Origin of the sequence: Cobetia sp. 2AS (assembly GCF_029846355.1) — a bacterium.
GTDB lineage: Bacteria > Pseudomonadota > Gammaproteobacteria > Pseudomonadales > Halomonadaceae > Cobetia > Cobetia amphilecti.
Genome location: NZ_JARWKQ010000003.1, coordinates 80,339 through 92,661 on the forward strand (window position 1 = coordinate 80,339; position 12,323 = coordinate 92,661).

Below are 12,323 nucleotides of genomic sequence, written 5' to 3' on the forward strand. Positions count from 1 at the left end.
ATGCCCTCAGTGTGACCAGATCGGCAGAATCCTGCCACTTTGCGGATTGCCCGTGCGCGCTGTGGAGGCTGCGCAATGCCCCCATCGCCAAATACCGCGCCGCGCGGACAGTTGCTAACCTTCTTCCTACGCTGAAGCAGAGGCTCGCAACGAACGCCCCACGCAAAAGAGGGCTACCTTGCGCATTGTCGGTCGCGACATGGCCAGCACCGTCCAGGGCCAGAGCCTGCTCAGCCGCAATGTCCGTCTGCCTAACCACATTACAAGAATGCTCAACCTGCGCCCGGCAGGTTCGCCAAGGAGTCACTCCATGCAAAAGCGCCAGTTCCTCAAGGCCGGTCTCGGTCTCGCCATCGCAGCCTCTCTTGGTCTCAGTGCCGTGGCTCAGGCGGAAGGCAAGTACATCATGGGTACCGCCACCACCGGTGGCACCTTCTACCCGGTCGGCGTGGCACTCTCCACGCTGATCAAGGTCAAGCTCGAGCCGACCGCCGGCATCTCCGTGTCCGCGATTTCCTCGGCCGGTTCCGGCGAGAACCTCAAGCTGATGGAAGAGGACCAGGCCCAGTTCGGCATCATCCAGGGCCTCTACGGCGCCTGGGCATGGAATGGCACCCCGCCGGTCAACAAGGCGCACAAGAACCTGCGCAGCATCTCGATGCTGTGGCAGAACGTCGAGCACTTCGTGGCCCGCAATGATGAGGTCAAGTCCGGCACCATCGAGGACATGACCAACTTCTACGGCAAGAGCTTCTCCATCGGCAAGAAGAACTCCGGTACCGAAGGCTCGGGTCGCTTCATCCTCGAGCAGCTGGGCATCGATGCCGACAAGATGGATCTGGCCTACATGGGCTATGGCCCGAGCGCCGACGCGATGCAGAACGGCAACATCGACGGCATGAACATTCCGGCAGGCGCACCGGCCTCCGCCGTGACCCGTGCCTACGCCAACCTGGGCGGCGAGATCACCACGCTGGACTTCACCGAAGAGCAGCTGGCCAAGGTCAACTCCCAGTTCGAGCTGTGGACTCCGTACGAAATCGCCGCTGGCACCTACCCGGGTCAGGACGAGGCGATCAACACCATCGCCCAGCCGAACATCCTGGTGGTGCGTGACGATGTCTCCGAAGAAGACGTCTATCAGATCACCAAGACCATGTACGAGAACCTGCCGTTCCTGAACAACATTCACCCGGCCACCAAGGCCATGGCCATCGACAAGGCCATCGCGGGCCTGCCGCTGCCGCTGCACCCGGGTGCCGCACGTTACTTCAAGGAGCAGGGCATCGAGATTCCGGCGCGCCTGATCGCCGAGTGATCCACATCTGATGTTCCCGCTGCCCTCATCGCTCGCCTCTGGCGGCGGTGAGGGCAGCGCAGTTTCCCAGACCAATAAACCACCGCCGGTCCGGCGCCATGACACTGCCCCGCGTGGGCAAAGTGGCAGGACCAGAGCAGTGCCCACGAATGATCGCGGTAGAAGCCCGTATTCTCCTCGCAAGCCCGGGCGCATGGTGACGCAAGTCGCCGCTGCGCCATCGCTGTCTGATCCCGTTTTGAGGCAACGCCATGCATGATTCCCGCTCGCCAGAGCCCTCTCGTCCCACTGATAGCGAAGCGCAGGAGCCGGATCTCTCCGGTGTGCGCGACGAATCCGCCGAAGCTGCGCCGTGGCGCATGGAGCTGCCCTGGCTGGGGCGTGCCGTCTTCGTGATCTCCATCGTCATCTGTCTGGCGCACCTGTACTTCAATACCGTCTCGACCCTGTCGGAGCTGTGGGTGAGCGCCTTGCACTACGGCCTGTTCGGTCTGCTGTGCGCGCTGACCATTCCGATGCTGACGCCGGCCAGTGATGGTGCCAAGCGCTGGGTGCTGGGCGTGGATGTCATGCTGGGGCTGGCGGCACTGGGTTGCGGCCTCTACCTGATCGGCTTCGAGGATGCGCTCTATGACCGCGGCGTGGTGTTCTCCACCGCGGACTGGGTGGTCTCCATCGTCGCGGTCGGCCTGATCCTCGAGTTCGCGCGTCGCACCACCGGCTGGTTCATCCCGGTGCTGTGTCTGATCGCGCTGACCTACGTGGCCTGGTGGGGCAAGTATGTCGGTGGCGTGTTCAACTTCCCGGGCCTGACCTGGGAGACGGTGCTGTTCAGAAGCTTCATCGGCGGCGAAGGGATGCTGGGCTCCATCGCACGCATCTCCTGGTCCTACGTATTCATGTTCATCCTGTTCGGGGCCTTTCTGGTCAAGTCCGGCGCGGGTGACTTCATCATCGATCTGGCGCGCTGCGCGGCGGGTCGCTTCAAGGGTGGCCCGGGCTTCGTGGCGGTGTTCGCCTCCGGTCTGATGGGCTCGGTGTCCGGCTCGAGTGTCGCCAACACCGTCTCCACCGGCGTGATCACGATTCCGCTGATGCGACGGGCCGGCTTCCCGGCGCGCTTCGCGGCAGGCGTCGAGGCCGCCGCCTCGACCGGTGGCCAGCTGATGCCGCCGGTGATGGGCGCGGGCGCCTTCATCATGGCGTCCTACACTCAGGTGCCGTACCTGACCATCGTCGGCGTGGCCGCCTTGCCGGCGCTGCTCTACTTCCTGTCGGTGGCCATGTTCGTGCGCATCGAGGCCAAGCGCTCCGACGCCACGGCGCTGGATGACCCGCAGGGTCCACGCCTCAAGGACGTGCTCAAGGATGGTTGGCACTATCTGGCACCGCTGTTCGTGCTGGTCGGCGCGCTGATCTACGGTTTCACGCCGACCTACGCCGCCGGCATCGCGATCCTGTCCGTCATCGCGGCCTCGTGGCTGTCGAAGAATCCGATGAAGCTCGGCGACATCATCGAGGCGATGCTGGCCGGGGTGCGCAACATGACCACCACGGCGATCCTGCTGATCACCGTCGGCCTGATCGTCAACGTCGTCTCCACCACCGGTATCGGCAACACCTTCTCGCTGATGATCACCGACTGGGCGGGTGGCAGCCTGCTGATCACCATCATCCTGATCGCGCTGGCCTCATTGATTCTGGGCATGGGACTGCCGGTGACGGCGTCCTATATCGTGCTGGGCACGCTGTCCGCTCCGGCGCTCTACAACCTGATCGCCCATTCCCAGCTGGTGGATCTGCTGGCGGCGGGCAACCTGCCGGAGCAGGCCAAGGCCATCTTCATGCTGGCAGCGCCGGACAAGCTGGACCTGCTGGGCGCGCCGATGAGCATGGACGCCGCCCGCGAACTGCTGGCGCTGGTGCCGGATACCTTCCAGAGCCAGCTGTATGAGCAGGCGCTGTCGCCGCACGTGCTGACCATGGCGCTGGTGAGTGCCCACATGATCATCTTCTGGCTGTCCCAGGATTCCAACGTCACACCGCCGGTCTGCCTGACCGCCTTCGCGGCAGCCGCGATCGCCCGCACACCGCCGATGAAGACCGGCCTGATGGCCTGGAAGATCGCCAAGGGCCTCTACATCGTGCCGCTGCTGTTCGCCTGGAGCCCGCTGATCTCCGGTGACATCGGCGAGATGCTGACGGTGTTCGTGTTCGCGCTGTTCGGGATCTACGCCATCGTCGCGGGCCTGGAAGGCTATCTGGAGCACGAGCTGCCCTGGTGGCTGCGTCTGGCGATGTTCCCGCTGGGTGCGCTGATGCTGTGGCCGCATGGTCAGCTGACCTACGACCTCGCGGGTCTGGTCATCTTCCTGGGCGTGCTGACCTACAGCGTGCGTCAGAGTGGCCGGCAGGAAGCGCTGGCGCACTGAGCCAGGCGTGTCGGATGAGCGCCAGACGCGTCAGCCGATGTGGCTGAAGCAGGCGTGACGCGACGCGATATGCTATGAACGATGCCCGGCATCACTTTCCCCCGCTCAGTCACGCGAGGGTGGTGTGTCGGGCATCGCGCGCTCTGGGGCCTGTCCGCCTTGGGCGTCTTCACTCAACGGGATGGCGGGACAAGGAATGTCGACATGATGTCGGATGTTGCAGGGCTGACCAGCGGCCTTGATCTGATCAGCGTAGTGGCGCTGATCGCACTGGGTGGCGTGGCCGGTTTCATCAATGTGCTGTCGGCGGGTGGCTCGATGCTGACGCTGCCATTGCTGATGTTTCTCGGCCTGCCGCCTGCGCAGGCCAATGCCACCAACCGCGTGGCGATCGCGTTGCAGAGTGCGACCGCGACCAGCACCTTCCTCAAGGCGGGCGCGCACAACATGGGGGTGGCCTGGCGACTGGCCGTGCCTGCCGTGGCAGGCGCCATGCTGGGCGCCTGGCTGGCGACCCGCATCAGTGCCGAGGCCTTCGAGAGCGTCCTGATCGTGGTGATGGTGGTGTGTTCGATCATGATGCTGCTGCCGACGCCGCGCATCGACACCCGTGAACTGACGCCGGAGCGCATCACGCCCGTGGTGTTGCTGGCGATGTTCGGCATCGGCATTTATGGTGGCTTCATTCAGGTCGGTGTCGGCGTGCTGTTCATCGTGGTGCTCTACCGGCTGCTCAAGATCGACCTGACCCAGGTCAACGTCTTCAAGGTCTTCATCGTGTTGATGTATACCCTGCCGGCGCTGGCGGTGTTCGTGTTCGATGGTCAGGTGCGCTGGGCCTACGGTCTGGTGCTGGCGGTCGGCAACATGAGCGGCGCCTTCCTCGGCGCACGGGTCAACATGAGTCCCGCGGGCGCGCGGTGGGTCAAGTGGCTGACGGTCGCGGTCATCTTCATCATCGTGCTCAAGCTGGCGCTGACCTGATGCTGGTCTGATGCTGAGCTGTTGCTGACCTTATGTTAGACACGGAGTAAGCTCGCGGTAATCTGAGCGAAATGCCAGTCTGTCCAGTCGACACTCCGGCACGCCGCTCACCCCCTATTCATGATGGCGCCGAGCCCGGCTATGGCGTCTCTTCCTTCATCGTTCAGGAGTCTTTCCTCATGCAAGCCATGGTCATCGAGCAGTACGGCGGTCCCGAAGTGTTCGTCGAGCGCGAACTGGAGACCCCGACACCGGCGCGGGGGCAGGTGCGTATCAAGGTGACGGCTTCCAGCATCAACCCCATCGAGACCAAGCTGCGCAGTGGGCTGGTCAAGTCGCACCCGGAATTCCCGGCCATTCTCAATGGCGATGTCTCCGGGGTGATCGATGCCGTCGGCGAAGGCGTGTCGGACTTCTCCGTCGGGGATGAAGTGCTGGGCTGTGCCGGTGGCGTGAAGGGCTGGCAGGGTGCTCTGGCGGACTACATGATCGCCGACACCCGTGTGATCGTGAAGCGCCCGAGCCTGGCGGCGCTGACGCTGGAAGAGTGCGCGGCCTTGCCGCTGGTGTTCCTGACAGCCTGGACGGCACTGGTCTCGCGCGGTCAGATCAAGGAAGGCGAGCACGTGCTGATCCACGCCGGCACCGGCGGCGTCGGCCATGTCGCGGTTCAGATCGCCAAGTATCTCGGCGCGCATGTCACCACCACCGTGTCCAGCGAAGCCAAGGCGGACCTGGCGCGCCAGCTGGGCGCCGACGAGATCATCAACTACCGCGAGGAAGCGGTCGCGGACTACGTGACGCGCTTGACCTCCGGGCGTGGCTTCGATCTGGTCTTCGACACCGTCGGTGGCGACAATCTGGATCGCTCCATCGAGGCCACCGCGACCTCCGGTCGTCTGTGCTCCATCAATACCCGCTCGACCCACGACCTGACCCAGCTGCACTCCAAGAACCTGTCGCTGCACGTCATCTTCCGCTCGGTACCGCTGCTGACCGGTATCGGCATGGACGACCAGCCGGAACTGCTCAACGCCCTGAGCGAGATGCTGGAGGCCGGCGCGGTACGTCCGCTGCTCGACGAGCACCAGTTCAGCTTCCGTGACGTCGCCAAGGCGCATGAGTTGCTGGAGTCCGGCGAGGCGCTGGGCAAGATTCTGCTGGTAAATCGTTGAGTATTGGCACCTTCGGTCAGTGAGGGTGTCTTACCTTCATTGGCCGTTGATCAGGAAGAGAAGTGATGAGAATGACGCGTTTGATGGTGGCTGCCCTGTTGGTGGCCAGTGTGAGTCTGGCCGGCTGCAATACCGTGGCCGGTTTCGGCAAGGACCTGGAGCATCTGGGCGGTTCGATCGACAACGCCGCCAGCTGATTGCCCGAGAGAGAGGAATGCCCATGCGACGATTCATGATGATGACTGGCACCGCGCTGCTGTTCGGCCTGCTGTTGGGTGGCTGCAATACCGTGGAAGGTTTCGGGGAAGATCTCGAACACCTTGGGGGTTCCATCGAGGAATCGGCCAGTTGATGGCACTGTCCATGGCATGGGCGGCGAGTGAACAAAACATGAATCTCACCCCTTGAAAGCCCATGGGGCGGCCCAAGGTATGAGGGTAGAGGCGCAGGAACTGGCGTCTTTACGAGATTTCTCGATATTCACTACCGCAAGGAGCATGACCATGTCCCGCACCATTGCACTCATCTTCGCCTCTTTCTTCACTCTGGCCGCGCTTTCCGGCTGCAACACCGTTGACGGTGCCGGCCAGGATGTCGAGCATGCTGGCGAAGCTGTCCAAGACGCCGCTCAATAAGCGACGCCCCGGATAGTGGTGATATCCAACGCCCGGCCATCGCGCCGGGCGTTTTCGTGTCTGATCGCCAGACATGCAGGCGTGCTGACTGACGGGCCGCCTTGCGTCATCATAGCGCTGACGGCATGCGCCCCCAGCGTGCGTCACTCCCGCCACCGCGAGCCAAGGGCCCGACATGGATCATCGACAGTTGAGTTTTCTGGTCGCGCTGGCCAGTGAGCGCCATTTCGGTCGCGCCGCACGGGTCTGTCATGTCACCCAGCCGACGCTGTCGGCGCGCCTCAAGCAGCTCGAGGAGGAGCTGGGCACGGCGCTGATACTGCGCGGCCATCGCTTCGAGGGCTTCACGCCGGAAGGGGAGCGCGTGCTGACCCACGCACGGCGCATTCTCGCCGAGCTGGATGAGCTGAAGGGAGACCTGTCGCCGGACGCGGTGCTGACCGGCCGCCTGTCATTGGGCGTGGTGCCGTCGGCGCTGGCGGCGGTCGGCGAGTTTCTGCCGCTGCTGCGGGAGGCCTTTCCGCAGCTCTCGCTGCGCCTGCGTGAGCTGTCGACCTCATCGCTGGCCCAGGGGCTCGAGGATGGCGAGCTGGATCTCGCGGTCGGCTACCCCGCGGCGCCGGCCATGAGCGGCTTTGCCTGTCGGCCGCTCTATCAGGAGCATTCGGCGCTGATCGCCAGTCAGACGCATTTCCGCCTGCCCGACGCGCCGCAGTGGGAGTGTCTGCGTGACTATCCGCTGGTGTTGCTGACGCCGGAGATGCAGCAGCGGCGACGCCTCAATCAGCAGTTCGAGCTGCTGGGGCTGCAGCCCTCGCCCTTGTTGGAGGCCAATTCGATTTCCGGTCTCGGCGTGATGCTGGAGGCTGGCCTGGGAGTCAGCGTGCTGGCGGAGAACCTGGCCGATTCGCGGCTTGGTGAAGGGCTGATCGCGCGTCGGCTGCCCGGCGAGGGCGAGACGGTCGGGCTGTTGTGGCGCAGTGGTCAGCAGCGTAGCCGACGCCTGAATGCCGTACTGGAACTGCTGCGTTCGTTGCCTCACTCGGCGGGTGTGGCCGATTGAGTGAGCCTGCAACGCAGAACACCCCGTCGAGACGGGGTGTTCGGGTAGCGAAAGCGACGTTGGCCGCTATCAGCTCTTCTCGCTGGACTTCTTGCTGGCCTCCAGCGCGGCACGACGGGCGGCTTCACGCTGCTGCTGCTTGGCATCGCGCCGTGCCTGCATCTGGGCGACGGCATCCATGCCCAGATGAGCTTCGCCACGTTCTCTGGCGAGGCGGATCTGGTTCTCGCGCTCGGCGAAGCGCGCCTTCTGGGCATCGCTCAGCTTGTCGTAGCAGCGCGGGCAGCTGACGCCTTTCTGGTAGCGCTCGCTCTGCTTGTCTTCCTCGGTGATCGGCAGGCGGCAGGCATGGCACTGATCGTACTGGCCGGGACGCAGCTGGTGGTCGACGGTGACGCGCTCATCGAACACGAAGCACTCGCCCTGCCACAGGGTCTCTTCCTCTGGCACCTCTTCCAGGTACTTCAGGATGCCGCCCTTGAGGTGATAGACCTCATCGAAGCCCTGCTCCTTGAGATAGGCCGTGGACTTCTCGCAGCGGATGCCGCCGGTGCAGAACATCGCCACCTTGCGATGCTGTGTCGGGTCCAGCTCACGCGAGACGTAGTCCGGGAAATCACGGAAGGCAGTGGTGTTCGGGTTGACGGCACCGGCGAAGGTCCCCACTTCCACTTCATAGTCATTGCGCGTGTCGATCAGCAGCACCTCAGGATCGGAGATCAGCGCATTCCAGTCCTTCGGCTCCACATAGGTCCCGACGGTGTGACGCGGGTCGATGCCCTCGACGCCCATGGTGACGATCTCGCGCTTGAGCTTGACCTTGGCGCGCAGGAAGGGCGCCTGCTCGGCCAGTGACTGCTTGGTGTCGAGCTCGGCCAGGCGCGGGTCGCTGGTCAGCCAGGCGAGCAGCGCATCGATGCCGGCGCGTGAGCCGGACACGGTGCCGTTGATGCCTTCGCGGGCCAGCAGCAGGGTGCCGCGGATGGCGTGCTCGTTCATCACCGCCAGCAGCGGGTCGCGTAGCGCCTCGAAGTCCTCGAGGGTGACGAACTTGTAGAGCGCACAGACCACATGCTGCGGCGCCAGCGGGCTGGGACGGGCGGAGGCAGACGTGCTGGTCAGCTGCGGGGCGCTGGCCTGATCAGACGCGGCAGTCAGGTCGGGAGTGTCGGTCATGCGAAGGGTCCTCATGCGGGCCGGAACGTAAATCCGGAGCAGGATGATCGAGAGATGAGAGCGGCCGGCGGACGGGTGATAGCGCGACAGCAGGAGCACCCTCAAGGGTCGGCGACGCATTTTACGCGACTCGCGCGCGAATTTCTCGCCCACCACGATGGCCCGCATGCCTGTCACCGGCAGGACGCCATCTTCATTGGCGGTGTCTATCAATTGGCGACTCGGCTCAATTGGTCGCCCTCACGGCATGCCGGTAGGATATTCCCATATTGCGCAGAGGTCGGGTGAGGGTTGCGCGCACCGTTCTCGCCACGCATCTGCGCCACGGAGAGCCGTAATGAAAGATTCGCTCTATCAACAAGCGCCAGGCGCTGCAGGCTATGCGGATGCCCGCGAGGTGCCGCTGCGCGAGCTGGATGGCCCATCGGAGCTACCGGTGAGCCTGGCGCTCAATGACACCGCGATGGGCACCTTGCTGGCCAGCCCAGAGGCCCTTGAGCCGCTGGCGCTGGGGCATGCCTTCACCGCGGGCTGGATCACGCGGCGTGACGAGGTCTCGGCGATCCATCTCTCGCGGCTGCGTCATGGGCTGGCGGTGCGTCTCGAGGTCAGTGACTCGCTGGCGCGCAAGGCTGAGCGTCATCAGCGGCGTGAGAGCAGTGTCTCGAGTTGCGGCGCCTGTGGCGTGCAGGACGAAGCGGAGCTGATGGCGGGACTCATGCGTCTGCCGCCACGGACAGCGCTGGCGCCCGATGCGCTGATGCGTGGGCTGGAACGCCTGGAGAGCGCCACGCGCCGCGGCATGCATCTGGCGCTGGGGCTGGACGCCGAAGGCGGTCTGATCTCGCAGGGCGCCGATATCGGTCGCCACAATGCGCTGGACCGCGTGATCGGCATGAGCCTCGACAGTGGTGTGTGGCCCGAGGCGTTGCTGGTGTCGAGCCGCTGCAGCCTGGAGCTGGTGCAGAAGACCATCCGTGCGCGCATTCCGACCCTGATCACCCTCGCGGTGCCCTCGCGACTCGCCGTCGAGACCGCCCGCGCCTGCGATCTCAATCTGATCTGTGCCCACCGCGGGCGTCGACTCGAATTGCTCAGCGGTCACGCTGATCGCCCCCGTTCATCCTAGCCAGTGGATCCTGACATGACCGACATTGCTGCCCCCGAGATCGAGACGCCTGCGTCTGCCAGCCTGCCCCGCGAGGATGCGCAACAGACGCGTCATCCGCGCATTGCCGCCTATTCCGGGCCGGCGGGTGGCTGGGGCGCACTCAAGAGCGTCGGTCAGCATGTCAGTCACTCCAAGGCGCCGTGGAAGAGCGTGCGCTCCCTGCTCAAGGCCAATCAGGACAAGGGCTTCGACTGCCCCGGCTGTGCCTGGGGGGACCCGGAACACGGCTCCTCCTTCGAATTCTGCGAGAACGGCGCCAAGGCGGTGGCCTGGGAAGTGACCGCCAAGCGGGTCACGCCGCGCTTCTTCGCTCAGCACACCGTCACGGAGCTGCTGGGCTGGGACGACTTCATGCTCGAGGATCAGGGGCGTCTGACCGAGCCGATGCGCTACGACGCGGCCAGTGATCGCTATATGCCGATCAGCTGGGACGCGGCCTTCGAGCTTGTCGCCGAGCACCTCAGCGCGCTGACATCGCCGGATGAGGCGCTGTTCTATACCTCGGGGCGTGCCAGCAACGAGGCGGCCTATCTCTACCAGCTGTTCGTGCGTCTGTTCGGCACCAACAACTTCCCCGATTGCTCCAACATGTGCCACGAGGCCAGCGGTGTCGGCATGAAGGCGAGCCTCGGCGTCGGCAAGGGCACGGTGCTGCTGGAGGACTTCGAGCACGCCGATGCCATCTTCGTGTTCGGTCAGAACCCCGGCACCAATCACCCGCGCATGCTGGGTGATCTGCGGCGTGCCTCACGGCGTGGCGCGCGCATCGTCAGCTTCAATCCGCTGCGTGAGCGGGGGCTGGAGCGCTTTGCCGACCCGCAGTCGCCGCTGGAGATGATGACCCTCTCCAGCCAGCCCATCAGCCATCGCTATTACCAGCCACGCATGGGCGGCGACATGGCGGCGGTGCGCGGCATGGCCAAGGCGCTGTTCGCGATGGAGGCGCGGGGCGAATTCATGCGCGCCGCCAGCTTCATCGAAGCGCATACCCGGGGCGTCGAGGCCTGGCAGGCGCTGGTCGAGGCGACCGAGTGGGCAACCCTCGAGGACCAGTCCGGCCTGACGCGCGCTCAGCTCGAGGAGGCGGCGACCATCTTCGCGGGTGCCGGCAACGTCATCTGCACCTGGGCGATGGGCATCACCCAGCATCTGCATGCCGTCGAGAGTGTGCGCGAGATCGTCAATCTGCTGTTGCTCGGCGGGCACTTCGGCCGTCCCGGTGCCGGTGCCTGTCCGGTGCGTGGCCATTCCAACGTCCAGGGCGATCGCACCATGGGTATCGACGAGAAGGCGCCCACCTGGCTGATCGATGCGCTGGAAGCGCGCTACGGCGTCAGCATGCCGCGTGCGCAGGGCTACAACACCGTGGAGAGCCTGGCGGCGCTGGAGCAGGGCAAGGCGAAGACTTTCATCGCGCTGGGCGGCAACTTCACGCGCGCCACGCCGGACAGCGAGCGGACCGAGGCCGCGATGCGCAACCTCGAGCTCAACGTCCAGATCAGCACCAAGCTCAACCGCAGTCATCTGGTGATGGGCAAGCAGACCGATGCGCTGATTCTGCCGTGTCTCGGTCGCAGCGAGATCGATCGCTCCTCACAGGTGGCTTCCCAGCACATCAGCGTCGAGGACTCGATGTCGATGGTGCACTCCAGCGCCGGCATCAAGGCACCGGCCAGCCCTGAATTGCGCTCCGAGCCCGGCATCATCGCGGCGATCGCGCGTGCCACCCTGGCGCGCGTGCTGCCGGCGCGAGGTTTCAGTGATCCGGTCGATTGGCAGGCACTGAGCGAGAACTATGATCTGATCCGTGACGAGATCGCGGCGGTCATCCCCGGCTTCGCGGACTTCAATTCACGGCTGGCACACAAGCGCGGATTCCACCTCGCCAATCCGGTACGCGAGCTTGCCTTCCCGACCTCCAGCGGCCTGGCCGAGTTCTCGCACATGCCGCTGCCAGAGTCGGTGATGCATCAACAGCTGGCGCGGCGTGACGGCTGGCTGACGCTGCAGACCATGCGCAGCCACGATCAGTACAACACCACTGTCTACGGCTACAACGACCGCTATCGTGGCGTGTCCGGTCAGCGGCGGGTGATCTTCATCAATGGTGAAGACCTGGCGCGGCTGGGGCTGGCCGATGGTGATTGGGTCGACATGCTCGGCGAGCCGCGTCCGGACGGCAGCGAGCGACGTGCGCCACAGTTCCGTCTGGTCGAGTACGACATCCCGGCCGGTTGCATCGGGGCCTACTATCCGGAAACCAACGTGCTGGTCGCGTTGGAAAGCCACGGCGCTGATACCGGTACGCCATCCTCCAAGGCGGTGCCCGTGCGTCTGGAGCGCAGTTCACGCATCGCCTGATGGCGCGA

At 64.8% G+C, this 12,323-nt stretch carries 11 protein-coding genes; 10 read left to right on the forward strand and 1 reads right to left on the reverse strand.

The window, feature by feature from the left end; all coding sequences use genetic code 11:
• Positions 1 to 310 precede the first annotated feature (310 nt).
• From QD356_RS10215 to QD356_RS10250, 8 genes are all read left to right on the forward strand, one after another.
• On the forward strand, positions 311 to 1,318 hold the full coding sequence (locus tag QD356_RS10215; RefSeq protein WP_043333219.1) for a TAXI family TRAP transporter solute-binding subunit: 1,008 nt from the start codon (positions 311 to 313) through the stop codon (positions 1,316 to 1,318).
• A gap of 359 nt (positions 1,319 to 1,677) precedes the next feature.
• Entirely contained in the window at positions 1,678 to 3,750 is a 2,073-nt protein-coding gene (locus QD356_RS10220) for a TRAP transporter permease (RefSeq protein WP_152965327.1), read from the forward strand.
• Between the two features lie 204 nt (positions 3,751 to 3,954).
• Positions 3,955 to 4,734, forward strand: a complete 780-nt coding sequence (locus QD356_RS10225; RefSeq protein WP_225347489.1) for a TSUP family transporter — start codon at positions 3,955 to 3,957, stop codon at positions 4,732 to 4,734.
• Positions 4,735 to 4,913: 179 nt separating this feature from the next.
• Positions 4,914 to 5,909 carry a zinc-dependent alcohol dehydrogenase family protein gene (locus QD356_RS10230; RefSeq protein ID WP_054555249.1) on the forward strand — a complete coding sequence of 332 codons (996 nt, stop codon included), beginning with the start codon at positions 4,914 to 4,916 and terminating at the stop codon, positions 5,907 to 5,909.
• Positions 5,910 to 5,974: 65 nt separating this feature from the next.
• Positions 5,975 to 6,106 (forward strand): entericidin A/B family lipoprotein, encoded by a 132-nt coding sequence (locus QD356_RS10235; RefSeq protein WP_084589348.1) that lies wholly within the window; start codon positions 5,975 to 5,977, stop codon positions 6,104 to 6,106.
• Positions 6,107 to 6,129: 23 nt separating this feature from the next.
• Complete coding sequence (locus QD356_RS10240; RefSeq protein WP_107335644.1) at positions 6,130 to 6,261, forward strand: entericidin A/B family lipoprotein; 132 nt, start codon at positions 6,130 to 6,132, stop codon at positions 6,259 to 6,261.
• A 151-nt stretch (positions 6,262 to 6,412) separates the two neighbouring features.
• Positions 6,413 to 6,544, forward strand: coding sequence for an entericidin A/B family lipoprotein (locus QD356_RS10245; RefSeq protein ID WP_043333217.1), 132 nt, complete (start codon positions 6,413 to 6,415; stop codon positions 6,542 to 6,544).
• A 175-nt stretch (positions 6,545 to 6,719) separates the two neighbouring features.
• Complete coding sequence (locus tag QD356_RS10250) at positions 6,720 to 7,607, forward strand: LysR family transcriptional regulator (RefSeq protein WP_192838668.1); 888 nt, start codon at positions 6,720 to 6,722, stop codon at positions 7,605 to 7,607.
• Positions 7,608 to 7,676: 69 nt separating this feature from the next.
• On the opposite strand, the gene QD356_RS10255 is transcribed toward QD356_RS10250, so the two are convergent.
• Positions 7,677 to 8,783, reverse strand: a complete 1,107-nt coding sequence (locus QD356_RS10255; RefSeq protein ID WP_192838667.1) for a rhodanese-related sulfurtransferase — start codon at positions 8,781 to 8,783, stop codon at positions 7,677 to 7,679.
• A 337-nt stretch (positions 8,784 to 9,120) separates the two neighbouring features.
• On the opposite strand from QD356_RS10255, the gene QD356_RS10260 reads away from it, so the two are divergent.
• Both QD356_RS10260 and QD356_RS10265 read left to right on the forward strand, forming a co-directional pair.
• Entirely contained in the window at positions 9,121 to 9,912 is a 792-nt protein-coding gene (locus QD356_RS10260; protein ID WP_192838666.1) for a formate dehydrogenase accessory sulfurtransferase FdhD, read from the forward strand.
• Between the two features lie 15 nt (positions 9,913 to 9,927).
• Positions 9,928 to 12,315, forward strand: coding sequence for an FdhF/YdeP family oxidoreductase (locus QD356_RS10265; RefSeq protein WP_192838665.1), 2,388 nt, complete (start codon positions 9,928 to 9,930; stop codon positions 12,313 to 12,315).
• The last annotated feature ends 8 nt before the right edge of the window (positions 12,316 to 12,323 follow it).